Source organism: Pseudomonas sp. GG8, assembly GCF_052976945.1.
The window spans coordinates 20,472-42,907 of sequence record NZ_JBRIIP010000013.1; the positions used below are offsets into that span (position 1 = coordinate 20,472).

The 22,436-nt window shown below is 55.3% G+C and carries 1 protein-coding gene, 2 rRNA genes and 12 pseudogenes; 8 read left to right on the forward strand and 7 right to left on the reverse strand.

The annotated features are described in order from the left end of the window. Nucleotides 1-139: 139 nt before the first annotated feature. From ACVBEG_RS27165 to ACVBEG_RS27180, 4 genes and pseudogenes are all read right to left on the reverse strand, one after another. A 23S ribosomal RNA gene (locus ACVBEG_RS27165) occupies nt 140-2,978 on the reverse strand. Nucleotides 2,979-3,457: 479 nt separating this feature from the next. Further along, a 16S ribosomal RNA gene (locus ACVBEG_RS27170) occupies nt 3,458-4,980 on the reverse strand. The 16S and 23S rRNA genes sit together here, the layout of an rRNA operon. Nucleotides 4,981-5,536: 556 nt before the next feature. Then, nucleotides 5,537-7,010: pseudogene (locus tag ACVBEG_RS27175) on the reverse strand (aldehyde dehydrogenase family protein). 68 nt (nt 7,011-7,078) lie between these two features. Then, nucleotides 7,079-8,367 (reverse strand): annotated as a pseudogene (locus ACVBEG_RS27180) (aminotransferase class III-fold pyridoxal phosphate-dependent enzyme). Between the two features lie 224 nt (nt 8,368-8,591). On the opposite strand from ACVBEG_RS27180, the pseudogene ACVBEG_RS27185 reads away from it, so the two are divergent. The 4 pseudogenes from ACVBEG_RS27185 to ACVBEG_RS27200 form a co-directional block, all read left to right on the forward strand. Continuing rightward, a pseudogene (locus ACVBEG_RS27185) lies at nt 8,592-9,354 on the forward strand (LysR family transcriptional regulator); the annotation flags it as partial. 258 nt (nt 9,355-9,612) lie between these two features. Continuing rightward, nucleotides 9,613-10,225 (forward strand): annotated as a pseudogene (locus tag ACVBEG_RS27190) (TetR family transcriptional regulator C-terminal domain-containing protein). A gap of 85 nt (nt 10,226-10,310) precedes the next feature. Next, nucleotides 10,311-10,906: pseudogene (locus ACVBEG_RS27195) on the forward strand (IMPACT family protein). Nucleotides 10,907-11,417: 511 nt separating this feature from the next. Next, nucleotides 11,418-12,069: pseudogene (locus ACVBEG_RS27200) on the forward strand (short-chain dehydrogenase); the annotation flags it as partial. A 104-nt stretch (nt 12,070-12,173) separates the two neighbouring features. Here ACVBEG_RS27200 and ACVBEG_RS27205 read toward each other — a convergent pair. Further along, a pseudogene (locus tag ACVBEG_RS27205) lies at nt 12,174-13,320 on the reverse strand (calcium:proton antiporter). 167 nt (nt 13,321-13,487) lie between these two features. Here ACVBEG_RS27205 and ACVBEG_RS27210 point away from each other — a divergent pair. Both ACVBEG_RS27210 and ACVBEG_RS27215 read left to right on the forward strand, forming a co-directional pair. Next, nucleotides 13,488-14,391, forward strand: a pseudogene (locus tag ACVBEG_RS27210) (adenosine deaminase family protein). Beyond that, a complete protein-coding gene (locus tag ACVBEG_RS27215) occupies nt 14,381-14,818 on the forward strand; it encodes a hypothetical protein (protein ID WP_447108551.1) in 438 nt (145 codons plus the stop codon). The pseudogene ACVBEG_RS27210 and the gene ACVBEG_RS27215 overlap by 11 nt, the downstream one beginning before the upstream one ends. Nucleotides 14,819-15,768: 950 nt before the next feature. Here ACVBEG_RS27215 and ACVBEG_RS27220 read toward each other — a convergent pair. Continuing rightward, nucleotides 15,769-16,645 (reverse strand): annotated as a pseudogene (locus tag ACVBEG_RS27220) (LysR family transcriptional regulator). A 148-nt stretch (nt 16,646-16,793) separates the two neighbouring features. Between ACVBEG_RS27220 and ACVBEG_RS27225 the strand changes: the two are divergent. After that, nucleotides 16,794-17,732 (forward strand): annotated as a pseudogene (locus tag ACVBEG_RS27225) (zinc-binding alcohol dehydrogenase family protein). 338 nt (nt 17,733-18,070) lie between these two features. On the opposite strand, the pseudogene ACVBEG_RS27230 reads toward ACVBEG_RS27225, so the two are convergent. Further along, nucleotides 18,071-19,265, reverse strand: a pseudogene (locus ACVBEG_RS27230) (MFS transporter). 926 nt (nt 19,266-20,191) lie between these two features. On the opposite strand from ACVBEG_RS27230, the pseudogene ACVBEG_RS27235 reads away from it, so the two are divergent. Beyond that, nucleotides 20,192-22,396 (forward strand): annotated as a pseudogene (locus ACVBEG_RS27235) (heavy metal translocating P-type ATPase). The last annotated feature ends 40 nt before the right edge of the window (nt 22,397-22,436 follow it).

A 22,436-nucleotide genomic window follows, 5' to 3' on the forward strand; every position in this document is an offset into this window, starting at 1 on the left:
CGGCCGCCGGATTGTCGTGCTTGCGCGCAAATGGGCGCACTAATGGGCATGCGAGTATCCTGTGGTTGTTGCCAATTTTCGGTTTGTGTCGTCTTCACACACCGCAATCGTTTTCCACCAAATTGCTTGGGTGTTATATGGTCAAGCCTCACGGGGGATTAGTATTGGTTAGCTAATGCGATAGACTTGTCATACTGAAATCTGATTAATGTCGTAGTCTTCTAGATGGCCCTTCAGGGACTCAAATGCTCCAGTGAGATCTATTCTTGAGGCCAGCTCCCGCTAGATGCTTTCAGCGGGTCAATCGATTTGTACGAGTTACTGGACAACGCCCACTGGGTGAGAACCGGAACACGAGGCTTTGTCGTCTCTCCTGGCTCTCTGTAATTAGGAAGCAAGCCCTCAAATCTCAAACGTCCACGGCAGATAGGGACCGAACTGTTGGACCACGTTCTAAACCCTGAACCTGTGCAACCACTTTAAATGGTGAACAGCGAGGACCTTGGACTGGCTTCAGCCAGGATGTGATGAAGCCATCAGGTGCCAACACTGCCGTCGAGATATGAACTCTTGGTGGATCAGCTGTGATCCCTGGAGTACCTTGATCCGTTGAGCCATGGCCCTTCCATACAGAACCACCGGATCACTAGAGACCTACCTTTGCACCTGCTTGATGTGTCTGCTCCCAGTCAAGTAGGCTTTTGCCTTTAGACTCGGATGATCAATTTCCGACCTGCTGCAGCGCACCTTCAGCTCCGTTACTCTTTAGGAGGAGACCGCCCCAGTCAACTAACCACCATACACTGTCCTCGATCCGGATAACGGACCTGAGTTAGAACCTCAAAGTTGCCAGGGTGGGTATTTTCAAGGTTGGTCCACGGAGGCACTGGTGTCCATGCTTCAAAGCCTCCCCACTCTACCCGACACAGAGCAAATTTAAAGTCCAGTGCAAAGCTATAGTAAAGGTTCACGGGAGTTTTTCTTGTTAAAAGTGACACTGGATTTTCATAGGCCATTCAATTTCACTGAGTCTCGGGTGGAGACAGCGCCGCCATCGTCATGCCACTTCGTGCAGGTCGGAACTGACCCGACAAGGAATTTCGCTACCTTAGGACCGTCTAGAGCTACGGGCCGCTCGTTGACCGGGGCTTCGATCAAGAGCTTCGCGTTAGCTCTAACCCCATCAATTAACCTTCCGGCACCGGGCGTCACACCCGAGATGTCCACTTTGTTGCAGAGCGCTGTGTTCAGAACAGCGGCAGCGGCTAGATCTTCATCATGGCTCACGCATGCTTCACCCTCACCTGTGTACCTTCCCCAACTACGCGCCATTTCGCCGTCTCCTTCACCCGAGTCTCTCAAGCGCCTTGGTATCCTTATTAGTCACCTGTTCGGTCTGGGTACGACTCCCGGTTACCTGAAAGCTTGCAGCTTCTCCTTGAAAGCATGGCAATCACCATCTTGTGTGCCTAGACACTCGTCATCAGCTCGGCCTCAAAAATCCCGGATTTACCTAAGATCTCAGCCTACCACCTTAAACTTGGACAACCAACGCCAAGCTGGCCTGCAGCCTTCTCCGTCCTCTATCGCAATAACCAGAAGTACAGGAATATTAACCTGTTTTCCATCGATGCATGCTTTTTCAGCCTCGCCTCAGGGAATCGACGAACTCCTGTCCATCAACGTTGCGCAGGAAACCTTGCCTTTTGCGTGGGTGTTTTTCACCGATTATCGTTACGATGTCAGCATTCGGATTTGATACACTTCTACAAGCTTCCAACTTGACCTTCACAGGGGTCACAGGTTTGTTCTTCTATTCTGACATCACCTAAGTGATACCCGTAGTCTTCGGTGTATGGTTTGAGCCCCGTTACATCTTCCGCGCAGGCCGACTCGACTAGTGAGCTATTACGCTTTCTTTAAAGGGTGGCTGCTTTGAAGCCACCTCCGCAGCTGTTGTAAGCTTTCCATATGTTCCCACCTTAACGATAACTTTGGACCTCAGCCACGGTTTGGGTCTGCTCCCCTTTTCACGACGGACGTTAGCACCCGCCGTGTGTTCCACGCTCGGCACTTGTAGGTATTCAAGTTTTGCATCCGGTTGGTAAATTGGGACGATCCCTGGTCTGAAATATGCCCCCACCCCACAGCTTGATAAATATGAGGTGCTACACTTGTAGAGCTTTCCAGGAGGGACCAGCCATCTTGAGCTCGTTACACTAAACTTTTCACTTTGATTGACATACTATCCGTGACACTTTTCAATGAATGGTTTGGCTCTCAGTTATGCCTACCCGAACCTTCAACCCGCCCACTGGATAGATCGCCCGGTTTCGGGCTGATTCCCTAGCGACGTACGCCTATTTAGACTCGCCTTCTATGCTCCCCATTCGGTTAAGCTCGCCACTGAAAATAAGAGTTGCTGACCGATTATACAAAGTGTACGCAGTCACCCAACAAAGTGGGCTCCACTGCTTGTATGCATACGGTTTCAGGATCTATTTCACTCCCTCTCCGGGTTCTTTTTGCCTTTCCTGACTGTAATGAGTCACTGATCGGTGACCAGTAGTATTTGTAGCCTTGGAGGATGGGCCCCCATATTCAGCACAAAGTTTCTCGTGCTCCGTCCTACTCGATTTCACTGCAAAGAGATTTTCGCGTACAGGGCTATCACCCACTATGGCCGTCTCTTCCAGAACGTTCCGGTGATGATACAGTCTAAGGGTGGGTCCCGGTTTGCTTGCTCTACTGTGATGAGGGATTGTTGATTCCTTTTGATACGTATGTTCCAATTCCTGGTTCGCTCCATACACCTATGTATTCAGTGTAGGTACGGTCTCATGACTGCTGGGTTCCCCTATTTCAGCATCCTCGCAATTCAAAGTCGTTGTCCTACTCCGAGCCCTCCGGTGTCCACCACGTCTTTCATCGCCTCTGACTGCCAAAGGCATCCACCGTATGCGCTTCTTCACTCACGATAATCCCAAGCAATCTGGTTAGACCAATCAACAACTACATTCGCCGAAAAATCGACATTTAAACCAACAAAATTTGCCTGGTCCCTAATACTACCAGTGAAGCGCTGTCCGGTCAACTTTTATCACATACCAAATTTTTAAAGAACGATCAATCAAAAAGATGAGAAATCAACATTGACGATCGAACCGATGGAATGCTCATTCAAGTCTTACAAGACAGAGCAGAAGTGGTGGAGCTAAATGGGACCAACTGTTGACCTCTGCTAAGGCAGGTGGTTTTGGAAAGCGAGCCATGGCCCATCTGAGATGTCTCTGATAATAAAATTGGTGGTCTGGGGCAGATTCGAACGGCCACTGGTCTATCAGGGGTGCTGTTAGTTCAACTGAGCTACAGACCCAATTTCGGGCTGCTTCTAATCGTTTTTTCAACGAATTAAAGCAATTCGTGTGGGAACTTATGAGTAGTTGATGTCTTCGATTAAGGAGGATCCAGCCGCAGGTCCTCCGGATCGGTTATCTTGCTACCACTTCACCCCAGTCATGAATCACACCGTGGTAACCGTCCTCCGAAGGTTAGCACTAAGGACTTCCGCGCAACCCACTCCCATGGTGTGACGGGCGGTGTGTACAAGGCCCGGGAACGTATTCATTCGTGGAGATTTCTATTTGCGATTACTAGCGATTCCTGATTTCACGCAGTCGAGTTGCAGACTGCGATCCGGACTACGATCGTGTTCTGGGATTAGGCTTATCTTGTGGCTTGGTGATCCTTGTACTGACGATTGGTACACGTGTGTAGCCAGGCCTGAAGGGCCATGAGTCGGGTTCCGACGTCTATCTACCTCCTCCGGTTTGTTACTGGAGTCCAGAGTGCCTGTGATTACGCGCTGTAACTAGTGTATGGTTGCTTGTTATGCACTTTAACCCATCTCACGACACGAGCTGACGACAGCCATGAGCACCCGTCTGAATGTCTCGAAGGCACTCCGCTATCTCAGGATTCCATTGGACGTCAAGGCCTGAAGGTTCTTTGCGTTGCTCCGAATTAAACCACATGCTCCACCGCTTGGTGAGCCGTCAATTCATTTGAGTTTAAACCTTGCGGCTGGTACTCCCCAGGCGGTCAACTGGATGCGTCTAGCTTGCGCCACGCAAGAGTCGAAGGCTCCAACGGTGAGTCGGGATCGTCTTGACGGCGTGGACGGACCAGGCAATCTACCGTTCGTTCTCGACGCTTTGCACCAGCGTCAAGATCAGTTCGAGGTGGTCGCCTTCGCCACTGGTGTCCTTTGATCTACGCATTTCACCGCTACACAGGAATTCCACCACCTTATCACCGAGCTTGAGAGTTTTGAATGTATTTGAAACTCAGGGCATTCACATCGAACTTGAGATTCGTCACATTATGTGTGCTCTGATCTACCAGTAGTTCCTCCGATTAACGCTTGCACCCTCTGCAACCTACTCGGTCCGCCTGCATAGTAGTTAGTTGTGTTGTTATTTGTTGGTAACGTCAAAACACTAACGTATTAGGTTAATGCCTTCTTTCTTAACTTAAAAGTGCTTTAGAAATCCGAAGACTCTCTTCACATATGTGGCATGGGGTGGGATCAGGCTTTCGCCCATTGTCCAATACTTCCTCATGACTGCCTCCCTGAGGAGTTGGACCGTGTCCAAGTTCCAGTGTGACGATCATCCTCTAGAACGAGTTACGGATCAGCTCGGCCGGGCTCATCACCTTACTGAATGTAGCTGAATCGATGGAGGTTCATCCCATACAACAGCGCAAAGCCGAGTTCTCTTGCTCCTCCCTGTAGGACGTATGCGGTATTTAGTGTCGTTTCGCTGAACGATCTCCTTGATGGACCAGGTACATTCTAGCATCAGCCACCTGTTTGCCGGCTCGCCCACCAGGCATATCCTGGACCGCCCGTTCTACTTGGATGCGTTAGAGGCCTGCCGCCAAGCGTTCAATCTGAGTGATGATCAAACTCTTCAGTTACATCTTTGGGTTTTGACAAAACCCTAAACTTAAGCTCAGCAATTGTTTATTACATCTTTGATCTCGCGGATAACTTGTGATGCTGATAATCAGTTTGACTTCAGTCTTACAACACAAGTACGCAGGCACGAATTGTCTGACTCAGTCTGTCTTGAAGTGTGGGTCGAGATCTTCCGCTGGAGCCGAGTGCGTGATCTCAGACAGCTCTGTTCTCGCCGTCAAGCGGTTATTTTCAGTTTCAAGTTCCTTTGAACTTTCAGTTGACTTGTGCTTTCGATCAACTTCACGTCTCTCGTTAGCGGGAGGCGAATTCTACAACGTCACGCTGCTGCTCACACCTTCAACCGCTTTCGATCAGAAGATCAATCTTTTCGCTGCCTGCTTACTCGGATAACTCTTTGATTCACAGAAGAGTTTTCGCTCGACTTGCTCCGGAAGAGGTGCGAATTATAGAACAGTATTTCTTATGGTGTTAGATCTAATTTTGACAAACCTGTCACATCGTTAAAAGACTAGCCAACCAGATAGGTGGGCCCCACGGCCTGCTTTTCATCCCTTACAAACTAGGAAAGGCAAACCTGCTGAAGCCTCATGGCTGGCATGTTGCGGCCAACGCTGGGTGAGTTGCCTTTGTGCGGCGTATAGAAGCGCACCCCATCCGGGCCATAAGCATGCAGGTTGCTGAACAGCGACGTCTTCGAGCCGCCGAAGCTGCGAGGCGCCACCGGTACCGGCAGTGGCACGTTGACCTGATGATACCGAGATTTCACTGGTCGCAGAACAAACGCGCGACTTCACGCATCACGGGAACAATGCAGGTGCCATTGCCACAATCCGTGAAGATCGTTGATCAGTTCAACTGCCTGCTCCAGGCTATCGACCCGGACGATGCACAGCACCGGGCGAAGATCTTCTTTATAGACGATCTCCGGCGTGACCCTGATCAAACAGGCAGCCACCGAGGAAGCCCTCGATATTGCCTGCAACGCTGATACCATGACGATCATCACAACGGTATCGTTCACGCCGTTCTTATATAGCTACAGACCTTGTCGCGACGCTAATCGTCCGTCATCAACGGCCCCATATCCAGGCCACAACCTGCACCGATTTTCAATGCCTTACTGCGGACCAGTTCTGCCACCAACGTATTGGTTATCTTATCACCTGCAATACCGATATCGCCATGGAACGCTCGCCACACTGGAACTGTATGGGTTACCCATCAACGCGCTGACCGCATTGTCCAGAATCTGGCGTCGGGCATCAGCACCGCGTGATCTTCGCGCCGCCCCACGCGCTTAACGCTTTCTGGCGAAATAAAGTAGCTTCTCTATAGATGTATTCAGCGATAGGCGTTGAACCGACAAAACTCGACGCTTTACTTCAGGCGCTTCGATCAACGCATCAACCGCTGTTTTGTCACCGTGCACGACGTTAAGCACACCGTTTCTGTACAGACCTGCTTTATCAGCAGTTGAGCATCACAACGCTGAACTGGATCACGTTCAAAGGCTTCAGGATGAAGCAGTTACCGCACACAATCGCCAGTGGGTACATCCAGCGGGACGATGGCTGGAAGCTTAAACGGTGTATCTGCAACTGACACCCAGGGCTGAAGTTGGACGATGCGCTGAAGGTTTGGCCCTACGTTGCGGCTGTACTCCCCCTTGAGGATCTCGCGCTGCAGCACGTGGTATTCGATGTTTCTCGACCGCGCTTCCAACTCACCGGCGGCGTCTTCCAGGGTCTTGCCGTGCTCTTCACTGATCAACTGCGCGATACGCGATCCATTCTGGCGTTCCACAAATTGCTCGAAGCGGAACATCACTTGCGCGGCGTTCGGCGGCGGGCGTATTGCGCCAGGCTGGAAGTCAAAGCCTTCGCAGGATTGATTCGCTTGCGAAAACTTCCGCGGCCTCAAGGGGGAATTCACGAACGGCCTGACCGGTTGATGGATTGAACACATCGGCAGTATGGCCGGTATCGGTAACGAACTCGCCATTGATCAGGTGTTGGATGTTGCTCATGAGGACCTCGAAATACGGTCAGGCGCTATTGGCAGCAGCCGCGCCTGGTGGTTTAAACCCACAGCCAATCAGTCGATCTGATTCAGCACGTCGCCGACAGCATCGAACAGTGATCGGCAACTGCGGTTTGCCATCGAGGTCTTCTGCCGAACTGCAGCGTGTCGCCGCCGAAACGCACGTAGAAGCCCGCTTTCCACAGTTTCATCCCCGCTTCGAGAGGATCGACGACGGCATCGCCATCACGGGGCGCGATCTGGATCGCACCGGCCAGACCGTAGTCACCATGTCACAACGTTTCGAGCCTTTGAGGCCGTGCAACGCGCCTTCGAATGAGGCGAAATTCGGCGACTTGCGGAAACCAGATTCTCCCGCTGCAAACATTCGAGCGAGTGGAAGACCCGCCGCACAGGCGACCGGGTGCGCGGAGTAGGTGTAGCGGTGTGGGTACTTGACCCGCATACTCGGGCGTCGGCTGCTTCATGAACGTGCCATAAATTCGCTACTGGCAGTCATGGCGCCCATCGGGATCGCGCCGTTGGTGATTTCGCTGCGAAGAATACACATCAGGTCAGGCGTCACACCGAGCTGTCGGCGCCGAACATCGACCCGGTGCGACCGAAACCAGCGACGACTTCGTCGAAGATCAATAGGATGTTGCGCTGATCGCAGATTTCGCGCAGGCGCTTCAGATAACCTTTTGGTGGAACGATCACACCGGGCAGAGCCCGCCATCGGCTCGACAATCACTGCCGCAATATTGGATGCATCGTGAACTGATCAGCTTCCGAGATCTCATTGGCTAGTGCAAGACGCTGCAACGAGGCTCGCCACGTGAATAGGCATTGCCTGCCAGGTATGAGGCAAATGATCGACGTCCATCAATTGGCGAACATTTACGGTTGCCGTTCACTCCGCCCAAGCTGGTGCCACCAAGATGTCTACCGTGATAACCATGGGTAACGACCCATCATTCTGGTTTTGGTGGCTGACCTTTCAGGCGCCAGTAGGCGCGCACCATTTTCACTGCGGTATCCGCGCACTCAGAACCCAAATTCAGTGAAAAAGACGTGGTTCAGATTGCCGAGGCTCAGGTCGGTGATTTTCTCAACCAGCTGGAAGGACAAGGGGTGGCCGTAATTGCAAACGCCCGCGAATAATCCAGAGTGCCCAATCGGTACGTGAAACCGCCTCTCGTATTCCTCGCGAACGCCCGGCGCTGTACGTCCATAGCCCGGAATTACCATAAAAATCTCGTGACCATCGTCCGTCAGGTAGCTGCCTTGCGCCGCCACGATCAGCCGGGGATCGCGCTGAAAATTACGGTTCGCGGGATGCATCGATGAGCGTCGAGCTTCAATTGGCTTCAGAGAGTTGCGGATTCAGGAAGAGTCGATGGACGTACAACTCACGGGGCGATGGAGCTGATCAGCTGTGTGGTTGCAGCTAAGTTGCCACGGCAAATAAAAGTTTAATGCATTCAGTAATCTTCAGTCTAGATATTATTTACTATTTAAGCACCGCTTCCGACCGTATCCACCTCCTGGCCCAAACTCAGTGATTTTTATATTGTTTGCTTCTAATTTTCGAAGCGTAGTCGAGTCAAGGGCGGCTTTTGGGCGGCTCGAAAAGCGCGCTGGGGATAGGCCGTTCGCTGATCAGCCAACAAATGAGCCGATCTTGAACAACGACTCGGCTTGCGCCTGTGCCAGCGTGTGACGCGCCGGGCTTCCTGACGAAGAAGGTCGGAGGTCTATCAATCGTCTTTGCAGCTATCAACTGCTGAGCAGCTTTCGCACCGAGGTCAATGGCCTGCACCAGCAACATTGTGCGGCGAACTGAACATCGGTCCGACCTGAACAACCTGGTCACCTTGCTGACATGCGCATGACCATGCCCTGGCCGAATTGAAGGAACGCGGCCCAGACGTAGATATCGACATCGATGATCGTGCCCTATGAAGTGGAACAGGGCGTGCTGATGGCGTTTGGAATGCAACTGTTCCGCAGGCGCTTGTCCGTCCGGGCCGGCACCGGCTCGCTGCAGCACGCTTTCGTCATTGCGCTGTCGGCCATCCGCTCTTCTATATGGATGACGCCGCGCCGAATGACGAACGATCGAATGCTCAGGACGCTATTGCTCCGACCTTTCGCTTGCTCTTGCGGACATTCAGGCGCATTACCAGGACTCAATCTGAATCGTCAGCGCCTCGGATCGTGAGGGCATCGGCCTTTTCGACTTCGACCCGGCGACATATCGGCTCACCTGCCAGATCACTACGCCAGCCTGTGGGTTCAGCAAGGCCAACTGCGAGCGCTGAATCCATGCACGTTTTTATGACCTGAGTTGCTTTTGGTTACTGCAGGATGTTGCCCTCAATCCCTGGTAACTGGGTTGAAACTGGCTGCCTCGATGAGGCTTTTCAGCACTTTGCGCTGTGGGACTAGCAACCAACTAAAATAGTTAAATAAACCACTACGACAGGCCAATCCGAGCCAAATCGAAAAAGTTGGTAGCATCAATTTGCACGACTGGCTCTTCGTCTGATCTTCGCGGGTGCGTTATCTGTTCAGCTTGCAGCCAATTACTCGTTTGGAAACCGCCCATGACCTTTGAAGTCCCAGCCCATAGCGCCCAAGCCGTCGAGGAGCTGCCAGCTGCATTCGTCAGAGAAACGAGACAATCATCAAAGCCGCAGAGGACGAGTTCGCTCGTCACGGCTTCAAAGGCACCAGTATGAACACCATCGCCAGGTCGAGGTCTGCCGAAGCCAACCTGGACTACTACTTCACCAAGAAGCGGGTCGCACAATTGCCGGCGTCGAGCAACATCCTCGACCTGTGGGACAGCACGTTCAACGCGTTGAGCGTCGACGACGATCCCGCTCAGGCACTGAGCCATTACATCGACGCAAGACTGGAGTTTTCCCGACGCCAGCCACAAGCGTCACGGATCTTCGCCATGGAAATCATCAAGTGAGGCGAATGCCTGAATGAGCATTTCAGTGAGGACTACCGCGAGCTGGTTTCAGGGCCTGGGTAGTGGTGTTTTGAAGCCTATTGATGTGTAAAATGGACCCCTGTTCCACCCTGCATCGTAATCTCCCTGTCTGGGTAGTATGCACTGAACGCCTGACTTTGCCAGACGGAATACGTCCGGGTTACTGGTTGCACCCGTTCGACCAAGCAGGACATGGAAACCCGCTGAGCGACAATTGACACTGCATCATCCTCAAAGGCTGTGGGCTGAACGCCTTCGGCTGCTTAAAGGTCCGTTAACCGGAAACAGTGGTTCACGTCGTCGATAGCTGGAACATACGCATGCCTTTTCACCCTTGCTGGCCCTTGCGAATACCGGGAAGAGATTCGGAAGCTGGTCGATGTCCTCGCGGCCCCCATCACCAGCCGCTCAGGCCCAAGCGTTCATTGAGCAGCACAGCGATCTGAACGCCACGTACAATTGCTGGGCCTGGAAACTGGCCGATCAATATCGTAGCAGCGACGATGGAGAACCTGGTGGAACCGCTGGCCGACCCATTCTGGCAGCGATCGAAGCGCAGGATTGCGATCAAAGTCGTGGTGTTGGTCATCCGCTGGTACGGCGGCATCGAATGGTACTGCGGGCTTCGCCGCGCGTACGGTGGTGGTGCGAACAAATGCTGCACCAGGCCGAAGCGCCTGCCCTTGATCGATCGGGCGCAATTCGAAGGTACGCCAGCTTCAGCGAACTGGCGCTGGTCAAGGTGCGGCTGGCCGAACTGCACTGACTGCTGGAGCATCGGGAAACATTCACCGCCAACGGCGTCGAATTGCAGATCGCCCTGGGCCGGAAGGGACATCGACATTTTGCAGCCACAGGTCCGGAATCCGAGTCGCGGACGAATTTCTGCAGCCGCTTGAGGAAGACTCGCATCCGTGTGTGTGCATCCCTGGTTAATTGCCCACATCTACTGTGCACCCGGCTGTGCAGATAAGCCGAGTAACACACCCTGCGGGCCTTGCTGCGTATGGCGTCGCGATCAGATCTGAACGGTTTCGCTCAATCCACCCATTACTGGAACAAACCTCAAACAGGGCGTTATTGTCACTTATTGAGTTGGGCACTTCACGGTCACTCTCTATTCCGCACTTTTGTTGCAGATAGAACTGTGCGGAGCAACCTGTGGATAAGCCGTGTAAAGCGCTCTCTTGGAGACAGATCATGGTGTGCTCCAGCCTGGTCATTTTTCGTTCAACGACAGGAACAAACTCAACGCTATCTTGATGCTCGAATTGCTGAAACTAACGAGTCACGCCTTGAGTTGCAACAACGCTTGGGCTCAACGTCGTCCATTAAGTCCTTGAGGCGACAATGTCCCTCTGGCTATTTCTCCCCAAACCACCACTCCGCTGGAAACAAGGAGCTCGATCCATGCCGAATACCAAAACTGCGTTAATCATTGTGCCTCCCGTGGCTTAGGCCTGGCCCTGGCGATCGCTGTCAACAGGGCTGGCAAGTGACCGCCACAGTGCGTGACCTGCACAAAGCAGGTGGACCAGAATGATCCCCGAGGTGCAGGTCGAGGTGCTGGATATCAATTAGCTGTCATCGTTGAGCGTTTTATCTGAGAAGCTGAAAGGACAGGCTTCGATCTGCTGTTCATCAATGCCGGCGTCAGCGGACCAAACATCAGAGCGCTGCGCAAGCGACCGTCGACGAACTGGTGAGTCGTTCATGACCAACGCCATTGCCCCCATTCGTCTGGCCGAACGAATGATCCAGCAGATTCGTCCGACACTGGAGCTGGCGTTCATGAATCGGCGCCAGGCAGGTGCGTATGCGCCGAAGGCAACGACATGGCATTGTACATAAGAAGGCCCGCGCTGAACTCCATGACCATCTTCGTTACACAATTGGCCGACCGAGCCGACAGCGACCTGCATCCGGGCTGGGTGAAGCAGACATGGTGGCGCGGCCATCGATAGGAAACCAGCACCCGTGGTTTGGTCGAAGAGAATTCCATGCCTACAGCGGCAAGGGTGGTCATTACTTCATCAACTACAAGGGTGAAAAATTTCCTGGCAGATCAACTGGCCATATGGAACTTCAGCCTCGCCGCCTCGTTCATCGAAGCGCGGCGACCCTGGATCTGTAGCGAGCGTGCAGCGACGCCAGCTGCTGTTGGGTTCAAAGCCCCAACAACGACAGCATGATAAAAAGGGTGGCCAACAGCACGAACTGGTGTCATGCCTTCGATGGCATCGGTTCACCATCATTCAGGGTTGATCGCGCTACGAAAGCGCGACGAAGATCATCACGCCCTGTACTGGGGCTGGCATCGCCATCTGGAACGGCTGGCCGCTCTGGATGTGCATGGCCTCCATGACGGGTACGGTCGAGGATTACTGTTGACAACGAGGCGCCCAACGATGTTTACGACGGACTGCATGCGGTTTGGCCAACGCCGCGCGCAAGGCCGTGAGGATCTGCAGTGGTAGCCTGGTCACCAGAATCGCCGATGAACCGCGGTGGACCCGTACCCTTCGAGACCGAGGTCGACGGTTCGAGCATCGATCTTCGAGCCAGTGCACCGATTACGATGGACGCCAAAAACGAGGTGCCGATCGAGCGCACCAGATTGATCGATGGATCCTCTTCGGCAGGCGAATTCTTGCGCATTTTTTCGGGATAGCTCTTGTAGTAGTTGCAAACAACCGCGCGGCCCCACCTGCATGCGCAGAAAAGATGGTGTACAGTAGGCACCATCGCGCCAATCGTAAACGCCGAATAAATCTTCCAGTCACCTTCGGAAAATGAACAATGGGCACCACCATGGAAACGCTGATTGAGTGAGCTGATCATTTAGACTGCAAGTGCGCGCCGAATCATCGTTGTAGGACTGTTCGCCTTGAGCTGCCCATCAACGCCGCCAGCCTGATAGAATGCCATTGATATCGAGCATCATCCTGCTTGAGCAGATCGCGTCGCGCACCAGGGCCGGTGAAGGGCCTGTTCGCCCACCACCATCGCCAGAATCACGACCTCGACCAAGACGGCCGACAGCGTCAGGATCATAGCGCCATAGGGATCGCCGAATTTATGCGCCAACAGTTCGGCACCTGGCCACACGCGCATCGACGCGCAGAATCGCCACCACCAATGCCAATTCCGCCCGCCAGCGCAACACCCTGACCGTGATTCAGCAACGCATGTTCGAAGGGAACGACGTCAGCGCACCAGAACAGGCCAGCAGTAGAAACTTTTCATCTCTCAAATAAGTCGAGCATTGGAATGCCTTGGTCAAAAGGTCTGGCCTGGGAATTACTGGTCTCATACAGGCGGGTCATTATCAGTAAATGTTTCACGGCTAACGGTAACAGCAAATACGTTGCGCTGTGGTCTTACCGGCCGATCAGCCAACGCCATGCAAAAAGGCAAGCGATCTCGAAGTGGACATCCTACTGGTAGAATGGCGACGATCTGCACCTGATGAAGAAGCACATGTACGAATGGCTCAACGCATTGCCCAAGGCAGGCACCTGCACCTGGACCTGGAAAAGGCCGCCAACCTGATGGTCTTTGCACTGGCTGATCGCAACAAGATCGCCTTGCCTTTGGCCGATGCTCAACATTGCGCCGGCCTGACGCCCTTCCACAATTGCAGGAGTTTCTCGACCTGTATTACCGGGGTGCGGATGCACTGGTGGACCAGCAGGATCTCCACGAACTGACTTGGGCGTACCTGCAACGCTGCAAGGCGAACGATTCACATTCCTGAACCCTTCTTCGATCCGCAAACCCATACCGATCGGGGCATCCCTTCGAAGTGGTGATCAACGGATCGCCAGCGCACTCCAAGGATGGCCAGGAAACTCGGCATCTCCAGTGGGTTCATTCTCAGCTTTCTGCGCCATTTGAGCGAAGAAGAAGCTGAAAAAACCCTCCATCAAGCGCTGCCATTTTTTTTTTGCTTATGCATTTTTCATCGGAGTGGGTCTCCACAGCTCAGAGATGGGCCATCCTCCAGGAGTCCAGCGCGTGTTTCCACCGCGCTGGAAACGAAGAGCTTTTCGAGTAGCCTGATGCAGGCGAAGAAGGCCACCCAATAACATTTGGCAAGCGCTGGACCTGTTGAAAGATTGAGTGTATTCGAATCATGGTGTGCGCGCTATCGAAGATGATGCGATGCAGCGCATCATTGATGAACAGATCCGCTGACGGTGTGTCCGCTGTCCATATGAGCCTGCGTTCGACGACATGGCCGACGATTTTGACATGCTTGAGCGCGGTGTGAAAGTCACGGTCAATTCAGACGGACCCGTATTCGGCTGGTCACGTGACCGAGAATTTTTACGCGCTGCACAAGCATCTGGGGATGACTCAGGATCAGGCCCATGCTGCGTAACAATGGACCACGCGGTCAAGCCTTGAAGACGTCTCGCGATGAACGCGAGAACGATGGGGCCATCAGCAGCCGAAAGCTATTTTCCGCCGATCTCTACCAGCTCACCGTTAGTCGAGACCTGCAAAGCGGTGGACGTCGCCAGGCGCGCAACGAGCCGAACCGCATCCAACAATTGCACAGAACTGGTGCACCGAATGACTTCGCCGTAATGCGTAGGCCGGCTGCTCCAGTTCGGCAAGCGCAACGCGTCTTCAAGCTTTCCATGGGCCAGCGCCGGAACATAGATCGGCTGGCGCTCGGCAAATTCAGCGACACCTTTGCTGGGCCACTTCGAATGCGCCGCTCAATGTCGTTCGATCCAGCCATGTACGCCGACAGGTTCCAGCCAACTCGCTCCCGCAGATGGTCAAGCAAACCCCGGGTATGACGTAGCGGCGAAAGCTGGTGTGGGTGGACGGTTGCTGATATTCGCCACGGTGATCGGTGCTGACCATCGATGCATTGGCCAGCGCCTCGACTGCAGCGCCAACTTCCGCGCAGCCAGTCGGAAACGCTTTCTGCCGCGAGCCTCCTGCTCCAATAGCCCGCTCGGGAGCCAAGTCGCGCCAGACGGCGCACTTGCCGAAGAAGTGGATAGACCAGCCATCAAAGCCAGCTTGTTCCTGTGGCTGGGCGTACGATCCATCAACGCCCAAATGATTGCACTGCGCTCGGGGTCAGCCAGCAGCTCGCCGGCAATATCGGTGATGAAGGCGCAGTTCCACGTACTTCCACCCCCTGTTCGAAACATTCGCTGATCGGAATCGCAACATAGTGAACAGCAAATTGGTTCGTAGCCAAGACGCTGAAGCTGCTCAAAAACAAGGGCCGGAATCCACTCGGTATGCCAAGAACGTCATCTCGGAGCGCTACATACCGCAACCGTTTCTGGCCGAGCACGCCCACCAACATTCGGCATCGACAACGCCTTGCTGGTAGCGTCCTGCACCTCGGACCTGGCTTGGCGACCTATGCGGACCTGGCCGTCTGCGCCAAAACAGGGTGAGCGCTCTGTCAACCAATGGATGAAATTATTGATAGAAGGAAGATGAAGCCGACACCCTATAGGCAAAGTCAGACATCACCCAGGCCAACGAAAACCAGTTGCTCCGATTCAACTGCCTCGCCCAAGCAGCGTGGCCGGACACGTGCTCTACCTCAGAAATGGGCGTGATTACGAGGGAAATGCCTGACGGAAATATACAGAAGGCAAGAAAATACGACCTCAAAACAGCGATGTTTACGCTGAAAACACTTGATAATCTTCTCAAGAGTGCTGTGTGTTGACTGTCAAAATGATTCCATTGCCGCTGTAAGCCACTGAACATGAACCTGATGTTATTGTCGTTGAGGATGCCGTTGCGCCAACTCCGCACAGTGTGACCTGAGCATTTGACAACAAAAAATCACCGGCTCACCAATGTGCTCGGTGCGCACAGAGCACATTGTAGCGGGGCCAGTTCCCCTGCAGTTCCGGGATCAATAGCTTCAGGCGTCCGGCATGCACATCGGCCGCACCGCAGCCAGGATTTATAGGCAACGCCAACACCGGCCAATGCCCACCGGCGTACGACGTCAGCATCGTCGCTAAACCACTGCACGGTCAAACCACTTCCACGCTTCCGGCTCGTCATGGAACCAACCGCCATGCACCTGATCGCCGGCAACTACAGAAGGACGCGCTGGTGCGCAACTGTTCCAGCACGCCGGGGTTCACCATGACGGGCCAGATACGACGGGGCGGCGCATAACACGCGACGGTTACCTGGGACGACTGGGAACGTGGAGAAGGCTCCAATCTTCCGGCTCTCCATAACGCAGAGCAACTGGTCTACCGGCTGGCCAAGAATACGACCTTGTTGCCCAACAGCAGGCCGGACCGTTAGCAGCGGATGTTCACGCTGGAAATCGTCGCTCAGGGCAATAACACGTCGGATCGCCAAAATCCGAGGGCGCCGACAGCAGCAGGACGCCACCCAGACCGACTGCTGCTGGCCGAAAGCGCTGCCCCTCTTCCAGGTGATCAGGGCCGCGCGGGCGTATTCGAGGAACCCCTCACCCTCGGCCGTCAGACGCAGGCCTACGGTCAGCGTGCCAAAAACGCGCCAGTTGTGCCATACGTTTGAGCGCAGCGCTGGCGACCGCCGCCGACATGTCCATTACTGGCGCAGCAGCGGACACGCTCGCCCAATTCGGTGGCGCGGATAAAACGGATATTATCAAACCAGGCATTTACTTGCTCGCATTATCAAAAATACATTCGAAAGAGCTGGAAGTTCTTTAAGCGGGTTTTCATCCTTTAAAAACAGCGACGATCTTCATGCCGATCATTCAGCGATTTTTCAGGAGCGCCCACGAAAGCCATCGCGTATTACGAGTTCCTTATCCAGCGACTCGGTCATTGCAGGACATCGAGCTGGCGCTGTCGCTGGCCCCTCGGCACGGCGGCGGAGGTCAAAGCCATCTCCGTCAATTGGTCGATACCAAGGTCGAACGTTCACCCGAAGGCGGCGACGCCAAGGTCCTGGGTTGGGATGCGGCCGGTATCGTCAAAGCGGTCGGCAGCGAAGTGACGCTAGGATTTTCAACCGGGCGACAAGGCGTTCGACGCAGCTCCATCGCCCGCGCTGGTGCCAACAGCGACGTGGTCGATGAAGCCAACTGCTGCATGCCAAAATCCTTGAGCTTCGCCCATGCTGAGCTGCTGCCTGCTGACCGGCAATCACTGCGTGGAGCTGCTCTTCGAGCGCCTGCAAATTACTGAAGCGCCATCTACACCGGACAGCGTCTGATGATCGTCGGTGCTGCCGGTGGTGTTCCATGCTCACCGAGTTGGCCCGGCAGCTCACAGGGTTGAACGTCGCCAATCGGCATCGCCTGACCAACCTGAAACGCAGGCATGGGTTCGCCAGCTGGGCGCGCATCATGCTCTGATCACAGCAAGCCGCTGAACGAAGAGCCCAACCCTGCGCGGGTCTGCCACAGGTGACTGACGTGGCCAAGGACACAGACCGACCAGCATCTGGACGACAACTGGTCCAGCCTGCGCCGCAAGGTCGGGCCGGCCTTGATCGACGACCCCAAGTCCCTCGACGTCAGCAAGCTGAACGCAGCTTCTGTCACCGGATTGGGAGTTCATGTACACCCGGTCGCCGGTTCGAAACTGCTACATCATCGAGCAGCACAGCCGCTCAACCGCGTCGCGGAGCTGATTGATGCTGGACCCTCCAAACGACTTTTGGTGAAACACTTCAACCATCAATGCTGCCAACCTGCGTCGCGCTGATGCGTTCTGGAAGTGAGTGCCAAGGCAGATCGTTCTCAAGGTCTTTGATTACTAAAGACCGTCTGAGCTTGAGGTTCGACTTGGACGCACTACTTTCGCCCGACTCCAGGTGCTACAATTGTAGCTGTGCCAGTACGGAAGGAGGGGAGCTAGCAATGAAAGTCCTGGCACGCGAATCAGCAACCGAAGGCGGCCCGTGGCAGGGTCTGGATGGGATTGAACATGTTGTGAGCTTTCGTTCAAGCCGAGCCCGCGCCTTCGTCAGCATGTTGTTCCCCGGCTGCGGGCTCCGCACAGTTACTCGAAGTTGCCAGCAAGCCACCGGCTAGCTAGGCCTGGCCGGCAACCTCAGCCTCAGACCGGCTGTTCAGCGACACTCGCATCACGCGTGCGCTGCAAACGGCGGGTTAATACGCCGGTATCGACTGAAAAAATCCGCACAAACCAATCACCATTGCCATGGGCAACTGCGCTGCCATCGTGCAACACGCCCACCAATGCGGATGCCCTGCGGCCAGCATGTATTGCAGGCACCCGAGTAACGCCGACGCACTCCCTGCCCTCGCCCACTGGCCGTTCATGGCACAGGCCGAAGCATCGGGGATGATGCAGCCCAGGCTGGCAATGCAGATAAACAACGGGATGAATAGCGGCCAAAGCGCCAGCGTGAACTCCGGCAACGCCCAGCAAAACCAGCGCCGCTGCCAAACATAAACCCAACCTGCGCAACAGAAGCGCGGTTGCGCTTGCCACGCGCGCATCCGTACTGGCGTGACCAGTAACGGCAACGCTGGTTTCCCCCTGACCGAACAGCCAGCCATAGCGCTCGGTGGCACGCCATACAACTTGATGAGGACGATGTGAGCCTGCGATGTAGGCGGACATACGGCTATCGCGATGCCGCCGGTCAAGGCATGACCGAGAAATATCCGATGAGCGGCACCTGCTCGATATTGCTGACGGTACGGCGAACGGACGGCCAGGGATGACGCTGGCACGCTTTCCGGCAAGCCCAGCGCAACCGCCAGCGAGCACACAGCACTGAATACCGTCAGCACCAGAAAGATCGACTGCCAGCCATACAGGTTGACGAAGATACGACCGAGCATGGGTGCCAATAATCAGCCAGGCCCACTGGGATCAACATCAATTGCGACAAGCAGTTGCCACTGCACGGCGTCGGCACCATCCACTGATAATCGGCTCGCGACAACACCATCCGCGTATCCGCCTACGCAACCTTGTAACCAAGAGCGTGAGAACTCCAGCTACTTTAAAGCAGTGGTGAAAGCGCACGCTAGCGATGCCAGGGGCAAAGCCCGACCCCCACCAGCAACGGCACGCGCCGACCAAAGCGATCCGCGCCCAACCGATAGGCCAGTTGGCCCGATGGACAAGCCCAGAAAATAAGACGCCAAGGTCAGTTGCACATGTTTTTCGTCGGTGCCAAAGTGAAGGGAATTGCTGGATAGAGTCAGGAGATAAAAATCAATGGCCAGCGGCCCAAAGTGCTGTAAGCGCCAAGAATCAACAACATCCTCAGGTTCATCGGGCATCGAAAACTGTGTTGAGCGCAATTAGCTAGTCGAACCGGTCCCTGAATCCTTAGAGCGCCTTGATGGGGAAATTACTTCAAATTGTTCAGCGGGTCGTACCCGTTTGAAAGCAATAAGATAATCACTCGGCGAATTTCGTTCAAACTGTATCGGCATACTCTTTCAGCACTGATCAGACTGAGAATCACCTTGGCCGCTAGCGCGCTTTATCCGTGCACTTCGCCACTGGTCAGTTCGTACCTGGAGTAACCGCCTGCCGGGTCACCCTGGTTGAGGTCGGCGATTGCCGATAGTGGCCACAGGTCATACCCTGGCATCGTATTGCTGCATATTGTTGCTCCAAGGTTGCAGCAATGTTGACCTTTTCCATCATGGCAAGGTCAAGCCCGTCCGCCGGGGCTGGTATCGTCTCACTGGCTCGGCCAAGCTGCGTCATAACCGCATCAACAACAGGAGTATCAGCAATGCGCTGTGAGCATTGAGTCTCAATGAGCATCCTCGGCCTATGGGCGACAGTACCCTTTGCCAAATCGCCTACTTGCAAACAACTACGGTGTCCTGATTATTTCCCGTAAGGCGACCCGCAGGTGAAGACTCCACGCCAGATCGGTCTGTATCTCCAAGACCAATTGGTCGGGCGTTTATTTCAGGAGGCAGTCCACGTCCTTCAACCTGTGTCGGGCAACGCCGCACGTCTTCGCCCTGTTACCTGGAGCATCGGGTTGCCTGCCAGGTACGGATGTCCCCGAGTATGGTCATTTACATAAAGGCGGCCAAAAAGCCAGCAAATACCGGATCGCCGATCCCGCCCCCAATGGCATGTACCTGAAGCGGGCGGCTCTGGAATATTGATTGGGCTCACCTTTACCCGTATGGCAAGGTTAATCCTTGAGGCAGTTCAGGGAACTGACCCATGCCTATGTCCATATGCTTGAACTGCGTTGATAACTGGAAACCAACCTGCGCCAGTTGTGCTGGACGAAGAGTCCAGCGGCGCATTAAGCAAAGTTGCGGTGGAGTCGAACTGTCAGCGTCAATCTCGCCAGCGAACGCGCGCACGTCGAATCGTCGGGGCCTATCGACCCGGGCCGGTACTGATTGCGGCCGTTACCCAGGCCGGTTACGGCGCAAGCCTGCTGGAAGACACTCGCGCGAACGCCGACAACCAGAAGGACGACTACCTGGAAGCGCTGGACATTGCCGCTGGCGATTGCCCTCGCGGATCAGCCTGGCGCGGTTTTACCGATGCCTATGCCATCAACCTGCGGCATGGACGTCACCGGCCTGGTGGACTTCTGCGTGGAACGCCGGTGTAATTCCAGGATCGGCGGCGGTCATCGCCGCCTGGAAGGCCATCAGGGCCGGGCTGGGCATGGACCGCCTGCTCGGCGCTGTACAACGCCGGTTATGGACGAAGCCTTGATCAACTGGGTGCGCACACCCCTCCGGGCAGGGTCGCCCACCCGTATTTCGAAGCCCTGCAGCGGGTGATTGCACTGGTATTGCTGCAAATACCTGCAGAGCTGCGCCAACGCGATACCGCCAGCGCCATTCGCGCGCTGGAGCGCACTTGCGCGAACGCGCTATCCAACTGATCGACGGACAAGAACGGGACGTGGCCATCAGCGCTTTGCGCCTCAACGATCTGGTGGTGGTCAAGCCCGGCGAACGCTTCCCGGTGGATGGCGAAGTCATCGACGGCCAGAGCCACGCCGACGAGCCGATCAGCTGGCTGGTAGCCTGCCCGCGCCGAAGCAGCCAGGCGACAGGCTGACCGGTGGCGCGATTAATGGCGAAGGCCCGCTCGCCGGTCAAGACCCGGGCGCTGGGCGCGGAAACCGCGTGAGCGCGGATCATTCGTCTGGTCGAGGATGCTCAGGCCGAGCAAAGCCCCATCGAGAAAAACTGGTGGAGAAGCCGACCAGGCAATCGTTCTACGGTGCTGGTGATCGCCGTCATCACCCTGATGGGCATGGCTGTTGGCCGGAGCACCACTGGAAACAGCTCTGATCAATGCCGTGGCGGGCGCCAGTGATTGCCTGCCCATGCGCGTGGCTGGCAACGCCAACGGCGATCAACTGCTGGCACCGGCGTGGCGGCGCGCCGCGTTTACGGCATTCTCCGAATCAAGGACGTGAAGCACTCGAGGATGCCGACGAAGTCACGGCCATGGCTTCGAGCAAGACCGGCACGCCGACCTCGCAGACCACGCGCATCGCCCGACTGGAAGGCGCTGTCGTGGAACGAAGACGCCCTGCTGCAATGGGCCGGCTCGCTGCAACAGGAGCGAGACCCACTGGCGAAGGCCGCGCTGGATGCCTGCACGGCCGGCCATTTGAACATCGAGACAGTCACCGCCAAGCGCAGCGCCGCCAGGGCCAGGCATTGCCGGGACCGTGAAGGTCGGGGATCTGCGCCTGGTAATCGCTGCTGCTGGAAGAAAGCGGCCTGACCATGAAGCTGCGCGATCGCGAATCATGGTAGGCATAAAGGCCTCGACGTTGTCCTGGTTGATCGAGCGTGGTGTGCAGCGACATCGGGGACTGGGGTTGTTGGCCTTCCTCGGAGAACACGCTCAAGCCCTGGCGCGCGGAAGCGGGTCCAGACCACCGGACGGGCGATACCAACAGCCACCTCACCGGGGCGACAACCGCGGCAGTGCCGGGCGGTGGCCGAAGCATTGGGTATCAGCGATGTGCACGCAGAAGTCCTGCCCGGCCAGGTAAAGCGGCGACCATTGTCGAGTGAAAAAAACCGGGGTGTGGGGTACCGGTCGGCGACGGCATCAACCACGCACCGGCATCGTCGGTGGAGTACATCGGCATCGCCATGGGCGGTGGCAACCACGAAGCCTCATGCATGCGGCCGGGATTACCCTCAACTGCGCGGGCGCTCGCGCTTGATCCCGGTGGCGCTGGAGATCAGCCGCAACTATGTGAAGAATTCCGCCAGAACCTGTTCTGGGCCTTCGACTACAACCTGATCGGCATTCCACTGGCCTGCATTCGGCTTCCTCAACCCCGTGTTGGCGGGCGCTGCGATGGCGCTGTCAGTGTTGCAGTGTGTGAGTAATGCGCCGCTGAAAACCTGGAAACCCAGGATATCGATTGAGGAGCCACGATGAACATCGGTCAGTCCGCCAAAGCAGCTGGTTTGAGCGCCAA